Source organism: Bacteroides sp. AR29, from assembly GCF_900217715.1.
GTDB lineage: Bacteria > Bacteroidota > Bacteroidia > Bacteroidales > Bacteroidaceae > Bacteroides > Bacteroides uniformis.
Genome location: NZ_OBMS01000022.1, coordinates 1 through 23,816 on the forward strand (window position 1 = coordinate 1; position 23,816 = coordinate 23,816).

The following is a 23,816-nucleotide window of genomic DNA, read 5'->3' on the forward strand; positions in this document are numbered from 1 at the left end:
AAATACCGTTGAGGGGTATCACCGTCAGATCCGCAAGGTAACAAAAAACAAGGGCGTGTTCCCATCGGATACAGCCCTTGAGAAACTTGTTTATCTTGCATACCGCAATATACGTAAGAAATGGACCATGCCACTGGCCAATTGGGCTACCATCTCGCAACAACTGGCTATAAAGTTTGGAAACCGGTTTAAATTATTGTAATTTTACGCTCGTCGGGACGGGTGGTCCCGCCCCTTGGCGCAGGCCGTTCCCCGACCGATGAGTTTTCTAGAGATAAATAATGCGTGACACAGTTTATTTTACACTACCTGGCAATCCAGCTTTTCTTGTCTGTATTTTCAACTTCTCTTCTATTTTCTTGTTTGAATGTTCTCTTGTATAACCTCATTTTGGATATACTTTATTCCTAAATCTATTATTTCTGGCAAATCTAAATCTTCTTTCCTTTTAAATTCGATTAGTCCATCTGATAATAACCTTCTTTGTAGAAATTCGTTTTCCCAATCTTCATGTTCTCCTTCTTTAAACAATGCTTTGCAAATGAAGTCCATTGTTAGTCTTTGGTCATCTTCTCCATTATTTCTAATCTTAGTAGAGATACGAGATAATAAACCATATAAGATTTTATCTAATTTTTCATCATGTGTCATAGTTTGGAGGCTTTTCTAAGAATAGGAAAAAGTGTACCTCCTATAATATTGGCTATCGTTGAAGCTTTCTTACCTTCCTTACTATCTTTAAGCAAGAATTGCTGGTATCTGGTAAATGTATTCAGGTTCATACTTTCCCAAGTATCAGGTATGGAGTGCTCATCCAGGAACCTTTTGAACTTGTCGATGTTGAATCTATACTGATTCTTTGAGTTTTCTTTAGTGTCCTTCTCCTCTACAATCTGTTTCATGGTGAAGGTAGCTGGTTTCTCCGTTTTTTCTTCATAGTATCTTTATAAATATATTTTTTGAGTAAAATGATGGCCCTATGCTCTATTTCCTTAGGGTGGTCGCAAAGGTACTGCTTGTATTCGGAAAAATAAAGTTTTAATTTATTGATTTTTTCATTGACGATGGTATTGTTCTCATTGACGCGTGCTACAAAATAAACGTTCGTCGGCTTTTCGGACTTGGGTTTTCTTAGGTTAAAATTGCATCCGATTTCGTTGATGAAAAACTGTGCATTCATAAAGTGGTTCTTTAAATCCGTTCTTTTTTCACGTTCTTTAATTCCGTTCTTTTAAAGCACTAAGTGACGAATCTGATTAACTTATAGCTCTTTGAGAATATATTGGAGCAAAACTTTTCATTCTCGAACAAAAGATTTATTTTTGCACCTTATATTTAGATATACAATAAGGCACCGATGAAAGATAGGCTCATAGGATTTATTAAGACATACTGCTTGTTTGTCTGCATTTTTGTGTTGCAGAAACCACTATTTATGCTGTTTTACAAATCGCTGTATCCGGATGCCTCGTGTGCGGACTGGTTCAGTGTCATTTGGCATGGGTTACCTTTAGACCTATCTCTGGCTGGTTATCTGACAGCTATTCCCGGTTTTCTTTTCATAACCTCTGTATGGACACTTTCTAAATCCCTTCATCGCATCTGGTGCGGCTATTTCCTCTTCATTTCAGTACTTATCTCCATAATTTTTACTGTCGATTTAGGATTATACGAGTATTGGGGGTTCCGTTTGGATGCTACTCCGTTATTCTATTTCTTTTCCTCCCCTAAAGACGCAGTGGCCAGTGTCAGCATTTGGATGGTGCTGGGGGGAATTGTGGCAATGGCTGTTTATGCTGTCGTGCTGTATGCTGTTTTCTACGGCATCTTGCTGCAGAAGAAGCTGTTGCTGCGGATGAAACTGCCTTATCGTCGCCTGAAGGTGTCAGGTATATTGTTGCTGATGACGGGGTTACTGTTTATTCCTATCCGTGGAGGCTTTACAGTTTCTACCATGAATGTGGGGAAAGTCTATTTCAGTGCCGAGCAGCGTCTGAACCATGCAGCTATCAACCCTGCATTCAGTCTGATGGAATCTCTTGCCAAGCAGAAGGACTTCAGCAAGCAGTACCGTTTTATGGAAGCTGCGGAGGCCGACCGGCTTTTTAAAGACATGCTTGAACCCGCAGGTGCCGGTGGTCAAACGGAAGAGACAGATTCTGTGCTGCAACCTGCCGATTCACTGCATACTTTATTCAATGCTCAGCGTCCCGATGTACTCTTTGTGATTCTTGAGAGTTTTTCCTCCAGGTTGATGACAGCTTTGGGAGGTGAGCCGAATATTGCCGTCCATCTGGATAGCTTGAGTAAGGAAGGGGTGCTCTTTACGAACTTCTACGCCAACAGTTTCCGTACGGACCGTGGGCTGGTGGCTATCTTGAGTGGCTATCCTGCCCAGCCCACTACTAGTATTATGAAGTATCCCCGTAAAACGCAGTCCATTCCTGCCATTGCAGGCAGCTTGCGGAAGGCGGGTTATGGTACCAAGTATTATTATGGCGGTGATGCCGACTTTACCAATATGCGTTCCTACCTGATGTCATCAGGCTTTGAAGACATTGTTTCCGACCAGGATTTTCCCGTAACGGAACGTTTAAGTAAGTGGGGGGCGCACGACCATCTCGTATTCAACCGTCTGCTGGAAGACTTGAAAGCCGAAGCTGCCAAAGGAACTGCAGAAGAGAAAACTCCTCATTTCCGTGTCTTGCAGACCTCCAGTAGCCACGAGCCTTTTGAAGTACCTTTCCGTCGTCTGGAGAATGACCGGCTGAACGCCTTTGCCTATACGGATAGTTGTGCAGGCGATTTTGTAAGACAGTTCCGTGAGCTTCCCCAGTGGAAGAATACGGTGATTGTGTTTGTTCCAGACCACTTGGGAGCTTATCCCGAACATATCGACAATTTGTCGGTAGAACGCTACCGGATACCTCTGTTGATGGTGGGCGGTGCTGTCCGAGAGCCGAGGCGCATTGACGTCTATGGCTCGCAACATGATATTGCAGCCACGTTGCTGGCCCAATTGGCGCTGCCCCATGATGAGTTTGTTTTCAGTAAAGATATGCTTAATCCCGCTTCCCCTCATTTCGCGTTCTTTACCGTACCCGATGCTTTCGGTATGGTGACAGCGGACAATCAGGTGATATTCAATTGCCAGGCGGGTACTGTGGTAGTGGATGAGGGCACAACAAAAGGGAAGAACCTGCCGTTGGGCAAAGCCTATTTGCAAAAATTATATGATGATATAGCCAAAAGATAACGTATGACAGCACTTATGGACGCCTTGCAAGGGGCAATAGATGTAGACACAAACATATTTTTTTCCATCAATCGGATGCACAACATGTATTTCGATTATTTTATGAGCGCTTATAGCGGTAAGTGGGTTTGGATTCCCATGTATGCTGCCATCTGGTATGTGATGTTGCGCAATTTTCATTGGAAGGTCACACTGTTTTGCATGATAGGCCTTGCGCTCACCATTACTTTTGCCGACCAGGCATGTGCCACTTGGATACGTCCCTATGTGGAGCGTATGCGTCCTTCTAATCTGAATAATCCCATTTCGGAGATGGTGCATATCGTCAACAATCATCGTGGAGGGCGTTATGGTTTTCCTTCGTGTCATGCCGCCAATACCTTCGGATTGGCGTTTTTCCTGTTCTTTCTATTCCGCAAGCGGTGGCTTACTCTTTTCATTATGGCCTGGGCGTTGCTGACGTGCTATTCGCGCGTATATCTCGGTGTGCATTATCCGGGTGATTTGTTGGCAGGGACTATTGTGGGGCTGATTGGTGCCTGGCTGATTTACCGCTTGTTTGTGAAGGTTAGCGGATATAAGCGTGTCGAGCATGTCACTCATGTCTATGCTCCTATATGGGTAGGGTTGCTGACGATAGCGGGGATGCTGGTTTATGCCGGAATACGGACATTGTTGTAGATGACAGTCTTTAGAACTGATAACCGGCAGTTACCATAACCTCCCGTGGACGGATATTCAACCGTGAAGTATAGCTTTGTGTGGCCGAGTAGGTAGTATAGGCATACTCTTTCTTGTTGAACAGATTGCTGAGGCTGGCTTCCACTCTCCATTTCCTTGTCTTATAAATGAGTGATGCGTCTACAAACAGTGTGTTGAGATGCGTATCGCTGTTTAAATCGTTCCGGTAATGTTCTCCGGAAAGGCAGAGGTCGACGTGTCCGATGCTGAATGTGAGGTGCATACGCTGTACGAAGTCCAGTAGAGGAGCAAGGTGCGTGTCGTTCCCTATTTTACTGCCGCCATAGTTGATTGTGGCATGATATTCGGCTTCGAAAGCTTCGGCGGGCGACCATATCAGTTTGGGTTCCATCTTAAGATAGTCATAACGGTATTTTTGAGGCGGGCCGTTTCCGGCTGTTTCCGTTTGTGGAGTGAGGGCGTCTGTATCTGAAACCCGTGTCAACTGCCAGCCGGTATTGCGGCTCAGTTGTAAGTCAAGTGAGGTTTTCAGATTCCAGTCGAAAAATCCCTTGGAGAGAGTGCTGAGCAGGAACCAACTTTGTGTACTGTTGGAATGTAGGCGAAGGGTGTGGACAATGCGGTTTTCAGAGATACTCTGTTCATTCAAGGTGTTGTAGTGTACATGCCGGTAGGACAAAGTGGCGGTGGCGAAAAATTCCTGCACGGTATTCTTGTATTCTCCATAAAGGTTGTATTGTTGGCGTGTACTGACGGGGAAGAGGCCGTCAGTGTTTTTCCAGGTACGGTAGTCTGTCCGATAGGTAAAAGGGCAGAGGTCTGTGACATCTCCTGCTGAGCGGTGTAAACTGCCGTAGAGGGAAATTTTCCAATGGTAGTCCGGCTGATAGCGCAGATAGAGCGACGGATTGAAAAAGAGAAAAGAGCGCTGTTGCGAGAAGTAGCGCTTATAGCTGAGAGGGAGTGACAGACTTCCCTGCCACTTGCCTTGCTCCAACTGGAAGTAGGGGGAGAGGTAGGGAGAAAAACTGGATGCGCCAAATGTTTCCATCCGGGTGGAATGGTGCTTTACCGATGCCCATTCGCCCTTTATACCGGCGGTGTATTGCCGGGTGAAACCGTTGTGTTTTCTTAGGTGGCTGGCCTTATTGTCGTTGTAAAGGCTGTGCTGGATGAATTTGTCTTTCCCGTCGTGTAGTGACAAGGAGGAGGGTAGATAGGCATACTGTGTGGCAGAATTGAACTTCCATGTGCTTTTCTCTCCATTGCGGATAAGGCTGAAGAAATTCTTTGCCGTAAACTGGGAGGTGCGCATCGTTTGCTGCAACTCGTGGGAGGTGCCGCGGTTCGTTTCACTTTCTGCCAGGAAGCGGTTCGACAGATAGTGGATGGTCTTGTTATCCTCATAGTGCATTTCCATATGGGCGGCATCGTTCTGCAGGCAGTAGTGGTAGGCTTCATCCATGCGTATGGTGTCATCGGGCTGGTAGTAGACTTGCGAGTTGCCCCGTTGCTGGGTAATCCGGTTATGGGTATATCCGGCTTGCAGGCGCAGGGAACGTTCGTCGTTCCATTTATACATGCGGTTGGCGTTCAGTGTATGGGTTTCGTTGAAGAGCAGCCGTTGCTTGTCGAGGGGAGCGCTGATGCCCGGTTGTACCAGAAAGCCGTGCAGGGGAATCTGTTGGGATGTGTTGTTTGTCAGTATATGTTGCTCACGGCTAAGGTCGGTACCGTTGTTGTTGCTCTTGTAGCCGTAGATGCTTTGCTTGCCTTTACCCAGTTGGAGGGCATTGGCGGCGTTTTCCCAAAGAAGCGTTCCTTTGTCCCTCTTCGTTTGTGCCGTTCCGGTCGTTTCTTGTGTTCCATCGCTCCAGCCTGTCCCCAGGGTACCGTTGACAATCCATTGGTTGCGTGCCTGTGGGTCGAGTTTCAGGTTCAGGGCTATTTCATCCGAACTGAGTTTTCCTTTCAATGCCTTGACCGATTGGTAGTTCTCCATAATTTCTGCCGATTTTACGGCTTTGGCACTGAGGTTGTTGTTGATTTGGCTGTAGCGTCCACCCGTCACGTCCATACCCTCCACAAAATAGTGGTCGATGGCTTTACCTTTATATTTCACCTGCCCGTTGTCGTCAATATCCACACCGGGGAGCTTTTTCAGAACATCCTTGATGTGTACGTCCTTGGAAGAGGCAAACTCTGCCAGATTATACCTTACGGTATCTTTCCTGCCATGAATGCGGCCGGGACGTATTTGGACTTCTTTTAGTGCAATGGCTTCGGGATGCAGACGAATATGGAGTGTTCCTGCTGCCGATATGTTGCGTATTTCCCGTCTATAGCCCAGCAGTGATACGCTGACTTGCAGGTTGCCGTTGTATTTCCATGGCAGGGAATATCTCCCCCGGGCATCGGTCAGGGCGTAATCTATCATGGTGCCGTTTCGCAGCACACTAATCATTACGGCTTCCAGCGGTTGTCCGGTTTCTTCGTCCGTTACCAAGCCACTGAGAGACTGTGCATGCGCTGTCATTGCAAACAAGGCAAGGATTGGCAGCAAGAGTTTCTTGAAGTGTATATCCATTGGAGTTCGATGGGATGAATCAGTCAAGTTCCAGCGGATTGTGGGCTATATTCTTCGGCTTCCTGGCTTCATTGCCCTGGTTGTCGCGTATGGTGATACGTACGTTAGGCGTGTTGCCCATAATGAATCCTACCGGGTCGGCATAGTATCTTTCGTGGATTTTGTTGTACGCCTTGCGGTTTACGGGTTCATAATCTTTTCCGTTGAAGAGGATAGGTCGGTAGGAATGGCATTGCTCCATACCGGTGCAGGTAAAGAGATAATGCCCCCTGTTGTCTTCTGCTTTCAGTATCAGTCCGGGCAGTCCGAACAGCTTCCACGGCCCTTCGCTGGAGGAAATCTCCGGACTGTACCAGACAATCCATCTGCGTCCCTTAAACACGCATTCTGCTTTTTGGCAGAGATACGAGAGGATGGTTGCCGTGTCTGTCTGCAGCGTCCACTGTGGGCACTCTTCCGGTTCCTCGCACCGGAGTCTGTTGATGTCTCCGGCAATTTCATCCAGTGTGGTCACTTTGCCTACGGGGTATCTCTTGTAGGTCTGTTCGTTCAGCTTGCTTTTTCCGAACTGTTTGGCGTGTTCAATCATCGTTTCTTGCGAGGCGTTATTGGCAATGTCGGCAGCAAATACCGAGTCGCCCACATACTTTGTGTAACTGTAGAACTTGGAGCATTTCTTGCCGATTTCCAACATCATGGTTTCCTGGAAACGCTCTTCCGACAGTGTGTCCGTACAGCCGTCCACTTCATACTGCACCATGAGTACAGTCTGGTCTATGGTATCTTTTCTGAACGTCTTGCCGGAGCCGATTTTGATGTTAAACTGTGCGCAGGCGGTTGTGGTGGTTATCAACAGCATGGCGGTGAGTAGAATCTGCTTTTTCATACTTTTTCGTTGTTAGGAATTACTGTTTCGAGGACGTGTCATGTGTCCTGTCGTCGCAAATCTATGCGGAATTTGTCTTTCCGGAGTGAGAAAGTTATTACTGAAATGTTACTCAAATGAGAATAGCCGCCTCGCGCGTACCTCTGATTGGAGGAAACCCTTACCTTTGTATAGTATAAAAGAAGAACAGACTCTGAGATGGAAAAACGAATCAGAATAGTATGGGCATTGTCACTGATATCCATGCTGCTACTTGTAGCAGGGCAGGGATATTGGTTGTGGAACCAGTATCAGTATAAGAATGAGGAATATGAAGAAGAGATACACCGCCTTGTCATGGATGCCGTGGCAGTGAACGACTCTATCCGGCGTGAACAGCCGAAGAAAGTGTTCAACAAGCCTAATATATCCTTTTTCAACACCAATGTGGACATGCATACGGATAGGGATTCATTGACCAACAAGCTCAAAGAGCGCTATACGCGTACGTTTGTGGTGGGGGCCATGGCAGATAAATCCGTTCTATCCACGGCAATGAAGGATAGTATTGTCTATAAGGACAAGATTGTGATACATGGCGAAGACAAGCTGCTTTTCAACATGAGCTTCAGCGAGGCGATAGTTGCTTATCAGTTGCAGATAGATGTCCCTTTTACGTTGCAGCGCTTCGATTCGGTGCTGGCGACTAAACTGGACGGCATGTCTTTCACTACCGGACTAGTCACGCCGCGCGACAGCCTCTATCAATGGGTGGAAACCGTAGAACGGCTGGGGAGTGATTTGCATCCGGTCATCCGTCTGGTTTATCCTTACAATCCGCTGAAGCGGGAGTTGGTACAAGTGGATGTGCAGGTGATGCCGCATACTCTTTTGCTCCGTATGGGCTGGCAACTTCTGGGCAGCTTGGTATTGATTCTTCTGCTGTCTGTCTGTCTGCTGTTCCAGATAAAGACCATTTTGAAGCAGCACCGTGTGGACGAGTTGCGGAGAAGCTTTGTCAACACCATGATACACGAGTTGAAACGTCCCGTGCAGGCCTTGAAGATGTGCGTCTCTTTTCTCAATGACAAAACAATGCGTACCGACGAGCAGGCCATGGATGAAGTGGTGCGTGATTCCGTTTCCGAGCTGGACAACCTTTCCGCCTACCTCCGGAAGCTGCGCGACATGACCCGTGCTGACGATGAGCAGACACAACTTTCCCTCAGTACTTTCGATTTGAAACCGGTTGTGGAGAAGTTGATACGCCTGCAGCATGCTCCTGGAGGAAAACAAGTATCTTTCGAGACACATTTCACGGACAACCTGCTGGTTACGGCCGACCCCGTGCACATGGCAAATATCATCAGTAATCTGATGGAAAATGCCGTGAAATATTCGGGAAGCTCCGTCAGTATCCGGGTAGAATGCCGCCTGCATGGCCACGAGCTCACATTGAAAGTTTCCGATGACGGCATTGGTATCCCTGTTTCCGAGCAGGGACGGGTATTCGATAAGTTTTACCGTAGCAGCAACTTGCCTGACCGTTCCTTGCCGGGCATCGGTTTGGGGTTGAGTTATGTCAAGTTGTTGGTTGAGGCTCATAGGGGAACCGTCTTTCTGACCAGTCAGATTGGGAGGGGGACGACGGTGGAAATAACCATTCCACAATAATCTGCACAGATGGATATCGAGAATATAAATAGCAACTCATGAAACCACTGAAAATTCTTTTTGCTGACGATGACCTGAAGTATTCCATGCTTCTGAAACGCTTCCTGGAGAAAGAGGGTTATGAAGTGACCTATGCCGGAAATGGCCTTATCGCCCTCGACCAGTTTCCTCTTGTCAAACCGGACCTTGTCTTGCTTGACATCAATATGCCCGGGCTCAATGGTTTTGAAGTGGCAGAACGAATCCGGGAGGCGGACAAGCATGTCCTCATCTTTTTTCTTTCCGACCGCAGCGACAAGGCTGACCGCCTGCAAGGATTCCAACTGAAGGCGAACGATTACCTTGCCAAACCTTTCTATCCGGAAGAGCTTACGGCGCGTATCCGCGAGCGTTTCACTTCGCAGTTGTCCGGCGTGGCAGAGGATGAGATGTATGCTTTCGGCCATTCCGTATTCAATTACAGTACGAACGAGATTCGTACGGGAAATAGTAAGGTGCTGATTACTTCCCGTCAAGCCGATATTCTTCGCTTGCTGGCGCTGAATGTGAATAAGACTGTCAGTCGCGATACGTTACTGGATGCTGTGTGGGGCACTGCCTCATATGCCAACTCCCTTGCCTTGAATGTACAGATGTCCTATCTGCGGCGGTCGCTAAAAAACGACCCGAGCGTGAGGATTGAGTCGTTGATGAAAAAAGGGTATATGCTTGCCGTTCTCTGAAAACATCTTTATCTTTGGATTGTTATACAAACAAGACATTTCAAAAAAAAGAGAGCTTATGATGAGTTTAGGAGGATGGATGAATAAAATCTTGATAGGTTGGGGGATAGACCCGAAGTTTGCCGATATGTTTGACGAGACGATTATTGCACTGCTGATGGTGGGGCTTTCGATAGGGCTGGACTATTTGTGCCAGGCAATCTTCGTTGGCGGTATGAAGCATTATACCCGACGCTCTCCCCATCAGTGGAATACGTTGCTGATGAAACGCAGGGTGATACACCATTTGATACATATTCTGCCGGGAATCCTCATCTACTACCTGCTGCCCATGGCCTTTGTGCGTGGAAAGGATATGCTTGAGTTCTCACAAAAGGTGTGTGCTGTCTATATCATTGTGGCGGTGCTGCTTACTATCAACGGCTTGTTGCTGGTGATGCTCGATGTTTATAACATGAAGGACAAGCAGAAGAACCGTCCGCTGAAAGGCTTCGTGCAGGTATTGCAAGTGCTGCTGTTTTTTATCGGAGGCATCATAGTGGTTTCAGTGCTGATAGGCAAGTCTCCTATGACCTTGTTTGCCGGTCTGGGCGCATCTGCAGCTGTACTGATGCTGGTATTTAAGGACAGCATTCTGGGGTTTGTGGCCGGCGTGCAGCTCTCTGCCAACGACATGTTGCGGATAGGGGACTGGATAGCGCTGCCGGGTGGCGTTGCCAATGGAGTTGTAGAGGAGATTACGCTGAACACGGTCAAGATACGCAACTGGGACGAAACCATCTCGACCGTACCACCGTATACCCTGGTGAACAACTCTTTTCAGAACTGGCGCGGCATGCAGGAAAGTGGCGGGCGACGGGTAAACAAGAATATCTTTCTGGATATGACTACCCTGAAGTTCTGCACTCCGGAAATGCTGGATAATATCCGCAAGGAAGTCCCCTTGATGGCCGACTATCAGCCAGCAGAAGAAGAGGTGCCAACCAATGCGCAGCTCTACCGTATCTACATCGAACGCTATTTGTGCAGCCTGCCGGTGGTGAACCAGGAGATGGACTTGATTATCAGCCAGAAGGAACCCACGACGTATGGGGTACCCATCCAGGTATATTTCTTCTCTCGCAACAAGGTATGGAAAGAGTACGAGCGCATTCAGTCCGACATCTTCGACCACTTGCTGGTGATGGTACAGAAGTTTGACTTGAAACTGTATCAGTATTCCGACTAATATATCAACCGGAACTCCGCATATACAGGCAAGTGGTCGCTGTATCCTCCTTGATACTTCATCCCGTAGTAGGTGCGGAAGGGTTGCTGCCCTCCGTATTTCTTGTCTCTTGTCAGTAGGAAGGGCAGGCAGAATACGTCTGCCTTCGCTTCCTCTGTATATAGCGGTGCGTGTTCTTGCAGCAACGTACCCGATACGATGATGTGGTCCAGTAGTCCCCATTCTCCTTGATACTTGTAGCTGCCGAAGTGCTTGCGTGTTTTGGCTTTTCCTGCCAGTAGATGGTAAAGTTTTTGTGGACGTAGAGAGTCTTGCAATGTTGACGATGCTGCTGCCTCCAACACCTCCTTTACCGATTTATTCTCCGGATAATCGTTGAAATCCCCTAAAAGGACAATTTGCGGATGTCGGCGTATCGTGTATAGGCTGTCTATGGCATGCTTCACCTTTCGGGCAACCAGTAGCCGGTAAGGTTCAGACTCTCTTGCCCCTCCCGAACGGGATGGGAAGTGAGCTACCAGTACATCAAGCGTATCCCGGTTCAGCAACAATCCGTTGACGTGAAGAATGTCCCGTGTGGGACGGCTATTCTTCCGGGGCTTGTCTACGGGGAGGCTCTGATAGGAAAGCAGTTTGAAAAGATTACGTTGATACAACAGCGCTACGTCGATGCCGCGTTTGTCGGGAGATTGTGTCATCACATACCGGTAGTCTGCTTCGCGCAAGGCAGAGTAGCGGGTAAGGTCGCGCATCACACTGTCATTCTCCACCTCACACAAGGCAACAAGGGCAGGCGGCGTCCATCCTCCGGTGGCGATGATGACGCGGGCTATATTATCCAGTTTCTTTCTGTATTTAGAGTAGTTCCAATGCCGGGTGGCATCCGGCAGGAACTCGTAGTCATTCTTTAGTGTGTCATGTCGGGAGTCGAATAGGTTTTCTACATTGTAGCTTACTATCCGAAACATGAGGGTATCTTTTCCTTCTTGCCCGTACAGACTAATGTACGGGCAGAGAAGGAAGAGTATAACTCCTATCTTATGGATAACGTTCATACAAACTATTTCCGTTCCCCTTTTAGGGAAACGAAGGATATCTATTTCGCTGGTATGTGCTTCAGTATATCCAGCAGATGGTCCCAGAACTTCTGTACAGTAGGAATCAGCATCCGTTCGTCGGGAGAGTGCACACCCTGCAGGGTAGGTCCGAAGGAAATCATGTCCAGTGCCGGGTATTTGTCAAGGAACAGTCCGCATTCCAGACCTGCATGGATAGCTTTTACCTTGGCATCTACACCGAACAAACGTTTGTAGGACTCAACAGCCACTTTCAGGATTTCTGAATGCGGGTTGGGTTTCCAGCCCGGATACCCGTCGCCGAAGGATACGGCTGCTCCACCCATTTCAAATACAGTGCGCACCATATTGGCAATGTCTTGTTTGGAGGAGGCGGTAGAGCTGCGCTGGCTGGTCTCGATGCGGATGATATGACCGGGCTTCATCTTTACGGAGGCCAGATTGGTGGAGGTTTCCACCAGCCCCGGAATGTCTTGGCTCATGGCATACACACCGTGGGGTGCGGCATAGATGGTTTGCAACAATCGCTTGGCGGTATCTTTGTCAATGGCTTTGGGACGGGCTGCTTCCGATTCGAGCACGAATTGGAGGTCCGGGTCAACGACGGCATATTCTGCCTCCACTTCGGCGGCAAAGACATTCAAGTCTGTGCGCAGAGCATGCTTGTCGGCATCGGGTATGGCAATTACCGCGTGTGCTTCGCGGGCAATGGCGTTGCGCAGGTTACCGCCGTCTATTTCGCAAAGGTACATGTCGTACTTCTGGGATGTCTGGCTCAGGAAGCGGTTCAGCAGCTTGTTGGCATTGCCGCGCCCCAGGTGTATGTCGCCGCCGGAGTGTCCGCCTTTCAGCCCCTTTACCTGCACTTTGCAGCAGAAATATCCTGCCGGTACGTCCACTTCCCGGTAGGTGAATTCGGCAACGGAATCTATACCTCCTGCACAGCCGATGAAGAGCTCGCCTTCATCCTCGGAATCGAGGTTCAGCAGAATGTCTCCGTTCATGAAGCCTTCTTTCAATGCAAAAGCACCGGTCAGTCCGGTCTCCTCGTCCACGGTGAATAGGCATTCGATAGGGCCGTGCTCAATGCTGTCGTCGGCAAGGATAGCCAGTTCGGTGGCTACACCGATGCCATTGTCGGCTCCTAAGGTAGTACCTTTGGCTTTCAGCCATTCACCGTCAATTTCGGTTTCGATAGGGTCGGTCAGGAAGTCGTGCTTCACGTCGTTGTTCTTTTCACATACCATGTCGATGTGCGATTGAAGTACGACAGTCTTGCGGTTTTCCATACCCGGAGTAGCGGGTTTCTTTATCAGAACGTTTCCGGCTTCGTCCACCTTCGTTTCCAACTTATGTTTTTCTCCGAATGCTTTTAAGTAAGCAATGATTTTCTCTTCCTTCTTCGAAGGGCGCGGCACTTGGCAGATTTCCTCGAAATAGTGAAATACACCAGCCGGTTTCAAGTCTTTTTTTTCCATAATTATCTGAATTAGCGGCTGCCTTACATGTGTTTATGCAGCCTTCATTATCAATTGTCAAATATCAATTCTCCATTAAATTAACCACTTATTGCTAAATATGGTTAAATTGATTGACTATTTTATTCCCCTTTCTCTTTTTTTAGAGTAAAAAAGGCGAGTTAGTCCAACCAAAGCCCTATATTTGCACCCACAAAAATAGTAAAAACACTATTTTCATGTAACAAAATTAATGGAAATGCTTGATACAATATTGATAACTCTGTTAATAGTTGCTATTTGCATTGTTTTATTGGGTGTAAAGGTCTTTTTTGTGAAAGGCGGCAGGTTCCCTAACGGGCATGTCAGTGGCAATAAGGCAATGCGCGATAGAGGTATCGGCTGTGTGCAGTCGCAGGACAGAGAAGCACAACGCAAGTCCCGTTTTTCCATTGATGAACTGGAAAAAGCCTTAAACGATAGTATGAACTAATTTTAAAAAACAATATTTATCAATTATGAAGAGATTAAACTACCTCATGAACGGTCTGGCAGCTCTCGCACTGATCGTTTTATTTGCTCAATGTGCCGGCAATACTGATAAACAGACGACAAGCGCTCCTGCACAAGCCGGCGGATTATCGGAAATGAAAATTGCTTATGTTGAAATAGATACGCTTTTGGCAAAATACAACTATTGCATAGACTTGAATGAGGCTATGGTGAAGAAGGGCGAGAATGTCCGTCTGACATTGAACCAGAAAGCCAGCGAACTGGAGAAGCAGAAGCAGGAATTCCAGACAAAGTATCAGAACAACGCTTATCTTTCTCAGGAGAGAGCACAGCAGGAATACAACCGCATTGCAAAGTTGGAGCAGGATTTGCAGAACCTGAGCAACAAGCTGCAGTCTGAGCTGATGAGTGAGAATGAAAAGAACAGCCTGCAACTGCGTGATTCTATCAATGCTTTCCTGAAGGAGTACAATAAGACAAAAGGTTACAGCATGATTATCAGCAATACGGGTTTTGACAACCTGCTCTATGCAGACAGTGTCTACAACATCACCCGTGAGATTCTGGATGGTCTGAATGCAAGATACTCTTCTCCGGTGAAGAAATAATATTTATCCTATGATATAAAAAAGGATGTGCTGAAAAGTACATCCTTTTTTTATAGGCCTCTCCCTCGCCCCCTCCCCCGTAGGGAGGGGAGTTTTGAAGTGTTTGTATTTTGTAGGACTATCTCTGTCCCCCTCCCTACGGGGGAGGGGCTAGGGGAGAGGCTTTTAATGCTCCGATTGTACGCTTTACCCGCTCCGCAGTAGTGATGGTGTGTGTGTATTCATCAATATGTACCGTTCCTCCCATAGAGACGGCGGAATTGTGATAGAGCATGGAGCTTTCGATATTTTCCCTGGCGGAGAAATGAAACTCGCGGATACCGGTTTCTCGGGCAATGTGGGCTATGTTGGTTTCATTCACCCCACAGCCTGCCAATAGGATGATTCGGTCTGATGCTTGTTGTTGGAGTTCTTTCAGAAGGGGAATGCCTCGCTCTGCTGTAGGTTGCTGTCCGGAAGTTAGGATGCGGTTGCATCCTAATTCGATAATATCTTCTATCGCTTTTCGTGGATTTCTGCATACATCGAAAGCACGGTGGAAGGTGACGGACATCCCTTGTGAGGCTTCCATAAGCTGCTCCATCAATGGAATGTCTACATCTCCCTCTGCCGTCAAGCAACCGAACACGACTCCGTCAGCGCCTAGACGGCGGGCATTCTCTATGTCTTTCAGCATGATGCGCTGTTCGGTGGAGGAATAAAGAAAATCTCCTCCGCGGGGACGGACAATGATATGCAATTTGGTCTGTTGCAATGCTTCCCGTGCGATGAGGATATCGCCGTATGAGGGGGTTGTCCCTCCCTCGGGGATGCCTGCGCACAATTCTACCCGGTCTGCTCCGCCGGCTTGTGCGGCAATACAACTCTCTACGGAGTTGGCACAAACTTCAAACTGATAATCTTTCATTTTGTAAAGTTATGGTTGTGGTGCAAAAATAAGAAAAGGGTGAATACGAATTCACCCTTTTCTGCATTTATTTTCTTTTCTGATGTTACTTTGCGTAGCTCACCGCACGTGTCTCACGGATAACGGTAATCTTCACCTGACCCGGATAAGTCATTTCGTCCTGAATCTTCTTGGCGATTTCACCGGAAAGGTTCTCCGTCTGCTTGTCGTCAATCTTGTCTGCACCGACAATGACACGCAACTCACGGCCTGCCTGGATGGCATATGTCTTTGTCACTCCCGGATAGGACATGGCCAGTTGCTCAAGGTCGTTCAGGCGCTTGATGTATGCTTCTACAATTTCGCGGCGTGCTCCCGGGCGTGCTCCTGAAATGGCATCGCATACTTGTACGATTGGGGCCAGCAGGCTGGTCATTTCCACTTCGTCGTGGTGGGCACCGATGGCGTTGCAGATGTCTGGCTTTTCCTTGAACTTTTCTGCCAGCTTCATACCATAGAGTGCATGCGGCAATTCCGGTTCCTCATCGGGTACCTTACCTATATCATGCAGCAGTCCGGCACGTTTTGCTTTCTTCGGGTTGAGTCCCAGCTCTGATGCCATCACAGCGCAAAGATTGGCTGTCTCGCGTGCATGCTGCAAAAGGTTCTGGCCGTATGAAGAACGGTATTTCATCTTACCGATAATGCGGATAAGTTCCGGATGCAGACCGTGGATGCCCAGGTCGATAGTAGTACGTTTACCGGTTTCGATGATTTCCTCTTCTACCTGCTTGCGTACTTTGGCAACTACCTCTTCGATGCGTGCCGGGTGGATACGTCCGTCTGTCACCAACTGGTGCAATGCCAGGCGTGCAATCTCACGGCGAACCGGGTCGAAAGCTGACAATACGATAGCTTCCGGAGTATCGTCTACCACAATTTCCACACCGGTGGCAGCTTCCAGGGCGCGGATGTTGCGGCCTTCGCGACCGATGATACGTCCCTTGATTTCATCTGATTCGATGTGGAATACAGTTACCGAGTTTTCAATGGCTGTTTCCGTAGCCACGCGCTGGATGCTCTGTATCACGATGCGCTTGGCCTCTTTGCTTGCCGTCAGCTTGGCGTCGTCCATGATGTCGTTAATGTAGGACTGGGCCTGCGTTTTGGCTTCTTCCTTTAGGGATTCTACCATGCGCTCTTTGGCTTCTTCGGCAGAAAGTCCGGAGATAGCTTCCAGTTTTTCTATTTCCTGGCGCTGCATGTGCTCCAGTTCTTCTTTCTTCTTGTCTACGATGGACAGCTGGGCTTCTAGATTTTCTTTTACGGCTTCTGCTTCCATCTTCTTGCGCTGGATTTCTTCCTGGCGTTGGTTCAGTACCAATTCACGTTGTTTCAGCTTGTTTTCTGCCTGCTGTATCTTTTGGTTACGTTGGGCCACTTCTTTTTCCAAGTCTGCCTTCTTGTTCAGGAATTTTTCCTTTACTTCCAGCAACTTATTCTTCTTAATCACTTCCGCTTCCGCTTCCGCATCTCTCAGGATACCGTCGTATTTGTTTTTCAGCCCGTGCTTGAAGAACAAGTACGAGGCAAACCCTCCGACAATGAAGCAGGCAATGGATAATACTATTGTAACTACTGTCATTTTATTAATTTGTTTTTAGTATATAAATAAAAAAGCACTGCATAAAAGCTTGCTTTGATGAAGGGCAAACTTTTGTACAGTGCGCGAATTTCTCTCTTTTACCGACCCGACGGAGGGATTGCAGCTTATTGTTCCTTGAAATAGGTCTCCAATACCTCTGTCAGTTCCTTTATTTTAGCTGTATAGGGTTCAGTATCATTACGGTCCTTCAACTGAAGGTTTTCTAAAGCGAACTGATAGGCCACCATGGCTATAATTCTCTCTAGAGACACATTCTGATAATGCTCCCGATACGCATTGAGCCTGATATCTACCTGCTTGGCGGCTTCTCTTACCATTTCCTCGTCCTCACGGTTGATTGTGAGAGGGTAGGAGGCTCCTGCCATCTGCAGGTTTATCTTTATCTTATCGTTCATACATCCTCTTCTCTTTATTCATTCAACAAAGCGATGCATTTATCGACTTCACGCACTAATTTGGACAATCGCAGTTTCGTCTCTTTCACGTCACTGCCGTTAAGGCTGATTGTCGTAGCTGTTTTTAGGTTCGTGTAGTTAAGTTCCAGTTCCCGGTATTCAGCTTGTACCTTCCCGTATTCCTCCTCTTTGGCTTCAAGAAGTTGCTTTAGCTCAGCATTTTCGCGTTTTAATTCATCGTGCAGATAGATTAAATGCCGCAGTCTGGCTTCAAAGGTACTTAATAGCTTCTTTTCTTCGTCTGTCATCACTACACCAAAATTGTACACAAAAATACGATTTACTTGGAGATTACAAAAACTTTTCGGAGAAAATGTGTTGTAGAAGTGCCGAAATAACCGAAATGGCCTATGAAAGCCTGGTTTCGGGGGATTGAAAAGGGGCGGACTGTTTATCAAAAGATAGGATATGTAGATAGGTGTGGGACTATTGGTTTTCTGCAAGGATTCTCTTCCTTTCTTTTCAAACGCTTAGTATTTCTGTTGCTAACTATTAATCGTCCGACAGTTGTTGAATTATCGTCCAACAGCTGTCGGACGATAATTCAACAACTGTCGGACGATAATAAAACGGTTATCGAACGATTAATAGTTAGTAAGGCAGGAATTACTTTTTGCTGTTTCCGGAACTACTGCTTGGGAATGATTGGAATAATCTATAGTAAAGGAGGATGCAAAGAAATAAATAAAATAATTTATATAATAGTTTAGTTTATAAAATAAACTTATTATATTTGCAACATCTTAGATTGTCAATCGGGGAATATGTGCTGAAATGAATAAGAATTTAACTGATTAAAGATTATGGAAGATAAGATATTTGATATGGGGAAGCAGAAGCCGGTTGCCGGAGTGGTACGGGATAGTTGGCAGCATCAGCTTTGGTGGATATTTATTGTACTAACGGTGATGTGTTTGTATTGGCTTTCCAATATCGTGTTGTGGGTTCCCTGGAGTCATAGCCCCCGGTTGGGTATGTTGCTGATGCTTACTGTAAACCCTCTTTTCTGGGGGATAGGCATTTATGCTTGCTTGTCTTGTGGGAGTAATGCCGGGAATCTGATGAAGAAGGCGTTGTTTGTATCATTGGTTGCTGTGGGAATATCTTTACTTTCGGATTTTCTGTTTTTTGCAGTATGCATGGAGTCAAAGGATGTATGGCATATCACTACTTTTTATGGTTATGCCTGGTTGGTGATACTGGCTTTGGGTGAGGCTTTCTTTTTGCGTAAAAGCTTGTTGGCCAGATGTTATGTGGTGACGGTGAGAGTACTGCTGGTTTTAGTGGGCATTCTACTGTGTTTATGGATTCTTCAGTATACTCTTGTTTAATTCTGAAAGGAGGGAATATGGAAACCTGGTTTGTGTATATGCTTACGGCCAATTGGCTACTGATGCTTTTCTTGATATTGAATGTATTTGATGTTGAATAATAAATCTATTGGTTATGAATGACAGAGTGTTGAATGAGAAGGAGAGTTTGGAACTCATTGCTCAAATGATACAGAATACGAAGTCCCGGATGACTCGGAATTCCGGAGCTCCTTTTCTGATATGGGGATATACGACCATAATAGTGTCGTTATTGGTTTGGTTTCTGTTGAAGGAAACGGGAAATTATCATTGGCAATGGCTGTGGTTTTTGTTGCCGGCTATTTCCCTGCCTTCTACTTTATGGATTGAGCACAAACAGCCGAAGATGATTAAGACTTATATTGACCGTATTGTAGGATATGTATGGGCGGTATTCGGATTAGGGGGCTTTTTTGTTTCCTGGGTTTCCATCTTCTTCTGGAATATGTCTGTCCTTTTTGTCATATTACTGATGATGGGAATGGGGACGGCACTGACGGGACTGATTATAAAGATGAAGGTAGTGACAGTGTGCGGAGTGGTGGGAGCTTTGGCCTCTGTGGGGTGTATCTATGTACACGGTTTCGACCAAATACTGGTTTTTGCATCGGCTTTTGTTTTTATGATGGTGATACCGGGACATTACTTAAACGGAATGGCAAAGCAGGATAAATAAATATTTATTGATTATGGAAGACAAGAAACTGAACGAGAAAGAGAGTTTGGAACTCATCACTCAGATGATACAGAATACGCGTCGGAATTTGGACACAGGTAGCGGAAACATGTTTTTAGTGTGGGGATATGTGAGTGTATTGGTGACATTGACGGTGTTGGCGGGTGTGTACTTTACAAAGAATCCTCTCTGGATGTGGGGATTTTGGGGAATTCCCGTTATCGGGTATTTACTGACATTTCTTTTGATGCGTAAGCGTCAGAAGATGGTAAAATCTTACATTGACAAGATTTTAGTTCAGGTTTGGAGGATGTTTGGACTGATTTGTATGATATTTGTATTGATGGCTACGGATCTTGAACGGTATGAGGTTATTCTTCCTATGGGGGCTATTGTCATGTCGATGGGAAGTATCATTACGGGTTGCATCATTCGTTATACTACATTTTTTATCTTTCCGGCTATGGGGCTTATGTGGGGTATGAAGAGTTTCTTTGATGCACTGAATTCCGGAACGTCATACGTGTCTTTGGTTTGGTTTGCCGGTGTGGTGGTCTTTGCCATGATTGTTCCGGGGCATATTTTGAACTATAAAGCCCGGAAAGAAGTTCACAACAGAAAGTGAGGTATAAGATGAAGACAATAAATAATGTTTTGGACAGATTTCTGCTCTCCTGGAAATTTATGGTATGGATGATTGTTTTGCTATTCATTTTATTTCCGGTTGCAATAAAAGAAGTTCAATGGGAATCTGTTGGAAATATGGTATTCTATACGTTGGGACATGCTTTTATTGGGGCTTCCTTTGTTGGGAATATCTCTCTATGCATTGTTGAAAAATAAATGGAAGAATAAAATTTGATATGTTTAAAGAACTGAACCCTTTGCTCCACAGTGAACTGCGGCTTGCGGTGATGTCATTGCTCATCAGTGTTGAGGAAGCGGATTTTGTCTATATCCGCCAACAAACGAAAGCTACGGCAGGAAACCTCAGTGTGCAGTTGGATAAGCTCAGCAAGGCGGGTTATGTGGAGATAACAAAAACTTTTAAAGGAAAAATGCCTTGTACACTTTGTAGGATTACTCCGCAGGGAGTGGATGCCTTTGAAGAATATATAGAGGCGTTGAAATCTTATCTGGTGGGAAAATTATGATTTTCCTGAGAATTTGATGGGATTGATGGAAAATGGCAGTGTCTGATTAAAAACAATGAGAAATTATGAAAAGGAGTATTGTTTTATTTGTCCTCTTGTCTGCATTTGTAGTAGGCGTATGTGTGGTCAATGCGGCTTGTGGAGCCTCATTGTCAAGAACTGAATCTGATGATGTACTGGACGGCATTCAGAAAAAAATTGAACTGGCTATGAACAATTGCTTTGTTCAAAATACTGCAGCTCCGCTCGATAGTCTGTTTACAAAGCTGAACAAACTTGAAGATGGGAATGGTATGGTTCCGTATTGGAAGGCTTATATTACCTACTATAAAAGTGTTTTCTATTTGAAACTTGGAAAGAAGGAAGATAGTGGGAAAGTGATAAAGGAAGCCTCCGCTATTTTGAATGATATAGGGAACAAAACTTCTGAAACCTATGCCTTATTAGCGCTTGTGCAGAGTTTTTCCATTCAGTTTGCTTCGGGTATGGAGGCAGGAAGAATATCTGCTGGCATTCGGGAAAATGCTGGGAAGGCTTTGGAACTGGACTCTACCAATGTAAGAGGTTGGTATGTATTGGGCAGTAACGATTATTACACTCCGGCTAGTTTCGGTGGCGGGAAGAAGGTGGAATATTATTTGAAGAAAGCTACTTCATCTCCTGGCAAGAATACAGATGATTCCAGCCTGCCTACCTGGGGAAGAGAATACGCCTATGCTCTCTTGATTCAATACTATATGCAGAACGATAGGACGGATGAGGCCAAAAATTGCTTGCTGATGGCAGAGAAGGAGTATCCGGACAGTTATTTTATCGGCGAATATAAAAGGAAACTGGACGAATAATTTATCATTCTTCTGGAACCACTGTGCATTTAATTGCCTCAAAGGTAGGAATCTTCAAAAAAAGGTTTCTACCTTTGTCTTTTCTTCAAGGAGTAATTTTTTGAATAGGTAGGAACTACAAACAATGAATTGATATGAGAATCTTGGTTACTTATGCCGTACAAGGCGAATTTACTGAATTGAAATTTCCCGGACTGATAGGGGAGGAAGAGGTGCAGGTTGGCTATCTCCGTACCGGTGTGGGAAAGGTGAAATCGGCTTTTTATCTTTCTGAAGCGATAAGCCATGCGCAACCGGACTTGGTGGTCAATGTAGGTACGGCAGGGACTATCCGTCATCGGGTAGGAGATATTTTCGTATGCCGTCATTTTGTGGACCGTGATATGCAGAAGCTGGTGGAGCTTGGTATGGAGTATGAGATTGATTCAATGGATTTGTTGTCCCAAAAAGGATATTGTTTACACTGGCCGGCAGGCGGTGTATGCAATACGGGGGATACTTTCTTGACAGAACTCTCGGATGTGTCCGGTGATGTTGTGGATATGGAAGCCTATGCCCAGGCTTTGGTATGCCGTGCCAAGAATGTTCCTTTCATTTCGGTGAAGTACGTGACGGATATTATCGGACAGAACTCCGTGAAACATTGGGAAGACAAGCTTGCCGATGCTCGGAAGGGGTTGGGAGAATTCTTCGAAAAATTGGGAGGAGTTTGATTAATGTGCTAATATGCCAATGTGCTAATTGGCTGCGCTATGTGTATATTAGACTCTCACACCGCAGGTCATTGGCACATTAGCACATTAACCACATTAGCACATTCATTTATCTCAACGTCTTGAATGACAGTATATGCCAAGTCACCCCCACAGCGACAAGGAACAATACTGTCTTTATTTCTGTTAGTGGAATCAGGAAGAAGATGCAGTAAACCATTGTTCCCCACATCAGCAGTAGGGAGATGATTTTGGCACGTAGTGGGATGGCTTTGTTCTCGCGGAAGCTGCGGATGTAGGGACCGAGGCATTTGTGGTTCAGCAACCATTGGTACAGTCTGGGTGAGCCTCTGAAGTAGAGTGCTGCCGTGAGCAGCAGGAAAGGCGTAGTGGGCAGCAACGGCAGGAAGATGCCGATGATGCCGAGTGTCAAAGAAACTGTTCCCAAAATGATGCAGACGGTTTTCATGCGGCAAATGTAGGAAAAATAATAATATAGATAATATGTATGCGAATAAAGTAAAGAAGGTTGTTGCCGTCCACGACTTGTCGGGAGTCGGACGGGTGTCTCTGACGGTGGTCATTCCCATTCTTTCGTCTATGGGTTTCCAGGTGTGTCCGTTGCCTACAGCCGTATTGTCGAGCCATACCCAGTATCCGGAATTCTCTTTTCTGGACCTGACGGATGAAATGCCGAAGATTATTTCCGAGTGGAAGAAGCTGGAAGTACAGTTTGATGCCTTTTATACCGGCTATCTGGGTTCTCCGAGGCAGATACATATTGTTTCTGACTTTATTGATGACTTCCGCCGACCGGACGGTCTGGTTGTGGTAGACCCGGTGTTGGGCGATAACGGACGGCTTTATGCGAACTTCCACGAGTCCATGATTGATGAAATGAAACATCTCATCACCAAGGCCGATGTCGTTACCCCCAATCTGACGGAGCTGTTCTATCTGCTGGGTATTCCTTATAAGGAGATGAATACGGATGAGGAATTGAAGTCATACCTTCGCCAGCTTTCCGATTGTGGTCCCGAAGTGGTGATTATTACCAGTGTGCCCGTACGGGATGATAAGCATAAGACGTCCGTGTATGCCTATAACCGGAACGGTAACCGCTACTGGAAGGTTACGTGTCCTTACCTGCCGGCCCATTATCCCGGAACGGGGGATACGTTTACCAGTGTCATCACCGGAGCACTGTTGCAAGGCGACAGCTTGCCCATTGCCCTGGACCGTGCCACGCAGTTCATTCTGCAAGGTATCCGTGCTACTTTCGGATACGAGTACGACAACCGTGAAGGTATACAGCTTGAAAAGGTGTTGCATAATCTCGACATGCCGATTCAAATCTGCAGCTATGAATTAATTTAAACCA

General features: G+C 46.3%; 27 protein-coding genes and 1 pseudogene. 16 read left to right on the forward strand and 12 right to left on the reverse strand.

What is annotated here, in order from left to right; genetic code table 11:
* Positions 1-202 (forward strand): annotated as a pseudogene (locus CSD97_RS13760) (IS256 family transposase); the annotation flags it as partial.
* A gap of 149 nt (positions 203-351) precedes the next feature.
* On the opposite strand, the gene CSD97_RS13765 reads toward CSD97_RS13760, so the two are convergent.
* The 3 genes from CSD97_RS13765 to CSD97_RS19110 are packed head-to-tail and all read right to left on the reverse strand — an operon-like array spanning position 352 to position 1,180.
* Entirely contained in the window at positions 352-651 is a 300-nt protein-coding gene (locus CSD97_RS13765; RefSeq protein ID WP_098032578.1) for a hypothetical protein, read from the reverse strand.
* Complete coding sequence (locus CSD97_RS19105) at positions 648-902, reverse strand: hypothetical protein (RefSeq protein WP_244284036.1); 255 nt, start codon at positions 900-902, stop codon at positions 648-650. Before CSD97_RS19105 ends, CSD97_RS13765 begins: the two co-directional genes overlap by 4 nt.
* Positions 899-1,180 (reverse strand): hypothetical protein, encoded by a 282-nt coding sequence (locus CSD97_RS19110; RefSeq protein ID WP_244284037.1) that lies wholly within the window; start codon positions 1,178-1,180, stop codon positions 899-901. Before CSD97_RS19110 ends, CSD97_RS19105 begins: the two co-directional genes overlap by 4 nt.
* Positions 1,181-1,357: 177 nt before the next feature.
* Here CSD97_RS19110 and CSD97_RS13775 point away from each other — a divergent pair, with 177 nt between their 5' ends.
* Together CSD97_RS13775 and CSD97_RS13780 are read left to right on the forward strand one after the other, a co-directional pair.
* On the forward strand, positions 1,358-3,256 hold the full coding sequence (locus CSD97_RS13775) for an alkaline phosphatase family protein (RefSeq protein ID WP_098032579.1): 1,899 nt from the start codon (positions 1,358-1,360) through the stop codon (positions 3,254-3,256).
* 3 nt (positions 3,257-3,259) lie between these two features.
* Positions 3,260-3,937, forward strand: a complete 678-nt coding sequence (locus CSD97_RS13780; RefSeq protein WP_098032580.1) for a phosphatase PAP2 family protein — start codon at positions 3,260-3,262, stop codon at positions 3,935-3,937.
* A gap of 10 nt (positions 3,938-3,947) precedes the next feature.
* On the opposite strand, the gene CSD97_RS13785 is transcribed toward CSD97_RS13780, so the two are convergent.
* Entirely contained in the window at positions 3,948-6,545 is a 2,598-nt protein-coding gene (locus CSD97_RS13785; protein WP_098032581.1) for a carboxypeptidase-like regulatory domain-containing protein, read from the reverse strand.
* A gap of 19 nt (positions 6,546-6,564) precedes the next feature.
* Complete coding sequence (locus tag CSD97_RS13790) at positions 6,565-7,431, reverse strand: GLPGLI family protein (RefSeq protein WP_008663855.1); 867 nt, start codon at positions 7,429-7,431, stop codon at positions 6,565-6,567.
* Positions 7,432-7,629: 198 nt separating this feature from the next.
* Here CSD97_RS13790 and CSD97_RS13795 point away from each other — a divergent pair, with 198 nt between their 5' ends.
* From CSD97_RS13795 to CSD97_RS13805, 3 genes are read left to right on the forward strand one after another with little or no spacing between them, the layout of a single operon-like run.
* Positions 7,630-9,084, forward strand: a complete 1,455-nt coding sequence (locus CSD97_RS13795; protein WP_098032582.1) for a HAMP domain-containing sensor histidine kinase — start codon at positions 7,630-7,632, stop codon at positions 9,082-9,084.
* A 38-nt stretch (positions 9,085-9,122) separates the two neighbouring features.
* Positions 9,123-9,806, forward strand: a complete 684-nt coding sequence (locus CSD97_RS13800) for a response regulator transcription factor (protein WP_098032583.1) — start codon at positions 9,123-9,125, stop codon at positions 9,804-9,806.
* A 58-nt stretch (positions 9,807-9,864) separates the two neighbouring features.
* Positions 9,865-11,034 (forward strand): mechanosensitive ion channel domain-containing protein, encoded by a 1,170-nt coding sequence (locus tag CSD97_RS13805; RefSeq protein ID WP_005835808.1) that lies wholly within the window; start codon positions 9,865-9,867, stop codon positions 11,032-11,034.
* On the opposite strand, the gene CSD97_RS13810 is transcribed toward CSD97_RS13805, so the two are convergent.
* Both CSD97_RS13810 and CSD97_RS13815 read right to left on the reverse strand, forming a co-directional pair.
* Positions 11,031-12,089: an endonuclease/exonuclease/phosphatase family protein gene (locus CSD97_RS13810; protein WP_005835810.1), complete on the reverse strand. Its 1,059-nt coding sequence runs from the start codon at positions 12,087-12,089 to the stop codon at positions 11,031-11,033. The two genes, CSD97_RS13805 and CSD97_RS13810, sit on opposite strands and share 4 nt — an antisense overlap.
* A 41-nt stretch (positions 12,090-12,130) precedes the next feature.
* Complete coding sequence (locus tag CSD97_RS13815) at positions 12,131-13,588, reverse strand: aminoacyl-histidine dipeptidase (protein ID WP_005835812.1); 1,458 nt, start codon at positions 13,586-13,588, stop codon at positions 12,131-12,133.
* 238 nt (positions 13,589-13,826) lie between these two features.
* Here CSD97_RS13815 and CSD97_RS13820 point away from each other — a divergent pair, with 238 nt between their 5' ends.
* Both CSD97_RS13820 and CSD97_RS13825 read left to right on the forward strand, forming a co-directional pair.
* A complete protein-coding gene (locus CSD97_RS13820) occupies positions 13,827-14,060 on the forward strand; it encodes a hypothetical protein (RefSeq protein WP_005835814.1) in 234 nt (77 codons plus the stop codon).
* A gap of 25 nt (positions 14,061-14,085) precedes the next feature.
* The gene (locus CSD97_RS13825) at positions 14,086-14,688 is read left to right on the forward strand and encodes an OmpH family outer membrane protein (protein WP_005835815.1); all 603 of its coding nucleotides are present in this window, start codon (positions 14,086-14,088) and stop codon (positions 14,686-14,688) included.
* Between the two features lie 136 nt (positions 14,689-14,824).
* Here the strand turns inward: CSD97_RS13825 and CSD97_RS13830 are convergent, their stop codons facing one another.
* The 4 genes from CSD97_RS13830 to CSD97_RS13845 form a co-directional block, all read right to left on the reverse strand.
* Positions 14,825-15,595 carry a copper homeostasis protein CutC gene (locus CSD97_RS13830; RefSeq protein WP_005826404.1) on the reverse strand — a complete coding sequence of 257 codons (771 nt, stop codon included), beginning with the start codon at positions 15,593-15,595 and terminating at the stop codon, positions 14,825-14,827.
* 85 nt (positions 15,596-15,680) lie between these two features.
* On the reverse strand, positions 15,681-17,219 hold the full coding sequence (gene rny, locus CSD97_RS13835; protein ID WP_005835816.1) for a ribonuclease Y: 1,539 nt from the start codon (positions 17,217-17,219) through the stop codon (positions 15,681-15,683).
* A 125-nt stretch (positions 17,220-17,344) separates the two neighbouring features.
* Complete coding sequence (locus tag CSD97_RS13840) at positions 17,345-17,635, reverse strand: cell division protein ZapA (protein WP_005826408.1); 291 nt, start codon at positions 17,633-17,635, stop codon at positions 17,345-17,347.
* Between the two features lie 14 nt (positions 17,636-17,649).
* A complete protein-coding gene (locus tag CSD97_RS13845; RefSeq protein WP_008663836.1) occupies positions 17,650-17,943 on the reverse strand; it encodes a hypothetical protein in 294 nt (97 codons plus the stop codon).
* Between the two features lie 555 nt (positions 17,944-18,498).
* On the opposite strand from CSD97_RS13845, the gene CSD97_RS13855 reads away from it, so the two are divergent.
* The 7 genes from CSD97_RS13855 (at position 18,499) to CSD97_RS13885 (ending at position 22,435) form a co-directional block, all read left to right on the forward strand.
* Entirely contained in the window at positions 18,499-19,026 is a 528-nt protein-coding gene (locus CSD97_RS13855) for a hypothetical protein (RefSeq protein ID WP_005835820.1), read from the forward strand.
* A 115-nt stretch (positions 19,027-19,141) separates the two neighbouring features.
* Positions 19,142-19,723, forward strand: coding sequence for a hypothetical protein (locus tag CSD97_RS13860; RefSeq protein WP_005835823.1), 582 nt, complete (start codon positions 19,142-19,144; stop codon positions 19,721-19,723).
* A 13-nt stretch (positions 19,724-19,736) separates the two neighbouring features.
* Entirely contained in the window at positions 19,737-20,348 is a 612-nt protein-coding gene (locus tag CSD97_RS13865; protein ID WP_005835825.1) for a hypothetical protein, read from the forward strand.
* An 8-nt stretch (positions 20,349-20,356) separates the two neighbouring features.
* The gene (locus CSD97_RS13870) at positions 20,357-20,566 is read left to right on the forward strand and encodes a hypothetical protein (protein ID WP_034523121.1); all 210 of its coding nucleotides are present in this window, start codon (positions 20,357-20,359) and stop codon (positions 20,564-20,566) included.
* Between the two features lie 20 nt (positions 20,567-20,586).
* Complete coding sequence (locus CSD97_RS13875; RefSeq protein ID WP_005835827.1) at positions 20,587-20,877, forward strand: transcriptional regulator; 291 nt, start codon at positions 20,587-20,589, stop codon at positions 20,875-20,877.
* A 65-nt stretch (positions 20,878-20,942) separates the two neighbouring features.
* Positions 20,943-21,722: a hypothetical protein gene (locus tag CSD97_RS13880; RefSeq protein ID WP_005835829.1), complete on the forward strand. Its 780-nt coding sequence runs from the start codon at positions 20,943-20,945 to the stop codon at positions 21,720-21,722.
* 134 nt (positions 21,723-21,856) lie between these two features.
* Positions 21,857-22,435, forward strand: coding sequence for an MTA/SAH nucleosidase (locus CSD97_RS13885; RefSeq protein WP_005835831.1), 579 nt, complete (start codon positions 21,857-21,859; stop codon positions 22,433-22,435).
* A 109-nt stretch (positions 22,436-22,544) separates the two neighbouring features.
* Here the strand turns inward: CSD97_RS13885 and CSD97_RS13890 are convergent, their stop codons facing one another.
* Positions 22,545-22,904 carry a YbaN family protein gene (locus CSD97_RS13890; RefSeq protein ID WP_005835834.1) on the reverse strand — a complete coding sequence of 120 codons (360 nt, stop codon included), beginning with the start codon at positions 22,902-22,904 and terminating at the stop codon, positions 22,545-22,547.
* 35 nt (positions 22,905-22,939) lie between these two features.
* Here CSD97_RS13890 and CSD97_RS13895 point away from each other — a divergent pair, with 35 nt between their 5' ends.
* Entirely contained in the window at positions 22,940-23,812 is an 873-nt protein-coding gene (locus tag CSD97_RS13895) for a pyridoxamine kinase (RefSeq protein WP_005826422.1), read from the forward strand.
* Positions 23,813-23,816: the final 4 nt, after the last annotated feature.

Excerpts from the sequence above, each read along its gene's own strand:
- CSD97_RS13765 (WP_098032578.1), bottom strand. The coding sequence starts at position 651 with ATGACACATGATGAAAAATTAGATAAAATCTTATATGGTTTATTATCT.
- CSD97_RS19105 (WP_244284036.1), bottom strand. The coding sequence starts at position 902 with ATGAAACAGATTGTAGAGGAGAAGGACACTAAAGAAAACTCAAAGAAT.
- CSD97_RS19110 (WP_244284037.1), bottom strand. The coding sequence starts at position 1,180 with ATGAATGCACAGTTTTTCATCAACGAAATCGGATGCAATTTTAACCTA.
- CSD97_RS13775 (WP_098032579.1), top strand. The coding sequence starts at position 1,358 with ATGAAAGATAGGCTCATAGGATTTATTAAGACATACTGCTTGTTTGTC.
- CSD97_RS13780 (WP_098032580.1), top strand. The coding sequence starts at position 3,260 with ATGACAGCACTTATGGACGCCTTGCAAGGGGCAATAGATGTAGACACA.
- CSD97_RS13785 (WP_098032581.1), bottom strand. The coding sequence starts at position 6,545 with ATGGATATACACTTCAAGAAACTCTTGCTGCCAATCCTTGCCTTGTTT.
- CSD97_RS13790 (WP_008663855.1), bottom strand. The coding sequence starts at position 7,431 with ATGAAAAAGCAGATTCTACTCACCGCCATGCTGTTGATAACCACCACA.
- CSD97_RS13795 (WP_098032582.1), top strand. The coding sequence starts at position 7,630 with ATGGAAAAACGAATCAGAATAGTATGGGCATTGTCACTGATATCCATG.
- CSD97_RS13800 (WP_098032583.1), top strand. The coding sequence starts at position 9,123 with ATGAAACCACTGAAAATTCTTTTTGCTGACGATGACCTGAAGTATTCC.
- CSD97_RS13805 (WP_005835808.1), top strand. The coding sequence starts at position 9,865 with ATGATGAGTTTAGGAGGATGGATGAATAAAATCTTGATAGGTTGGGGG.
- CSD97_RS13810 (WP_005835810.1), bottom strand. The coding sequence starts at position 12,089 with ATGAACGTTATCCATAAGATAGGAGTTATACTCTTCCTTCTCTGCCCG.
- CSD97_RS13815 (WP_005835812.1), bottom strand. The coding sequence starts at position 13,588 with ATGGAAAAAAAAGACTTGAAACCGGCTGGTGTATTTCACTATTTCGAG.
- CSD97_RS13820 (WP_005835814.1), top strand. The coding sequence starts at position 13,827 with ATGCTTGATACAATATTGATAACTCTGTTAATAGTTGCTATTTGCATT.
- CSD97_RS13825 (WP_005835815.1), top strand. The coding sequence starts at position 14,086 with ATGAAGAGATTAAACTACCTCATGAACGGTCTGGCAGCTCTCGCACTG.
- CSD97_RS13830 (WP_005826404.1), bottom strand. The coding sequence starts at position 15,595 with ATGAAAGATTATCAGTTTGAAGTTTGTGCCAACTCCGTAGAGAGTTGT.
- rny (WP_005835816.1), bottom strand. The coding sequence starts at position 17,219 with ATGACAGTAGTTACAATAGTATTATCCATTGCCTGCTTCATTGTCGGA.
- CSD97_RS13840 (WP_005826408.1), bottom strand. The coding sequence starts at position 17,635 with ATGAACGATAAGATAAAGATAAACCTGCAGATGGCAGGAGCCTCCTAC.
- CSD97_RS13845 (WP_008663836.1), bottom strand. The coding sequence starts at position 17,943 with ATGACAGACGAAGAAAAGAAGCTATTAAGTACCTTTGAAGCCAGACTG.
- CSD97_RS13855 (WP_005835820.1), top strand. The coding sequence starts at position 18,499 with ATGGAAGATAAGATATTTGATATGGGGAAGCAGAAGCCGGTTGCCGGA.
- CSD97_RS13860 (WP_005835823.1), top strand. The coding sequence starts at position 19,142 with ATGAATGACAGAGTGTTGAATGAGAAGGAGAGTTTGGAACTCATTGCT.
- CSD97_RS13865 (WP_005835825.1), top strand. The coding sequence starts at position 19,737 with ATGGAAGACAAGAAACTGAACGAGAAAGAGAGTTTGGAACTCATCACT.
- CSD97_RS13870 (WP_034523121.1), top strand. The coding sequence starts at position 20,357 with ATGAAGACAATAAATAATGTTTTGGACAGATTTCTGCTCTCCTGGAAA.
- CSD97_RS13875 (WP_005835827.1), top strand. The coding sequence starts at position 20,587 with ATGTTTAAAGAACTGAACCCTTTGCTCCACAGTGAACTGCGGCTTGCG.
- CSD97_RS13880 (WP_005835829.1), top strand. The coding sequence starts at position 20,943 with ATGAAAAGGAGTATTGTTTTATTTGTCCTCTTGTCTGCATTTGTAGTA.
- CSD97_RS13885 (WP_005835831.1), top strand. The coding sequence starts at position 21,857 with ATGAGAATCTTGGTTACTTATGCCGTACAAGGCGAATTTACTGAATTG.
- CSD97_RS13890 (WP_005835834.1), bottom strand. The coding sequence starts at position 22,904 with ATGAAAACCGTCTGCATCATTTTGGGAACAGTTTCTTTGACACTCGGC.
- CSD97_RS13895 (WP_005826422.1), top strand. The coding sequence starts at position 22,940 with ATGTATGCGAATAAAGTAAAGAAGGTTGTTGCCGTCCACGACTTGTCG.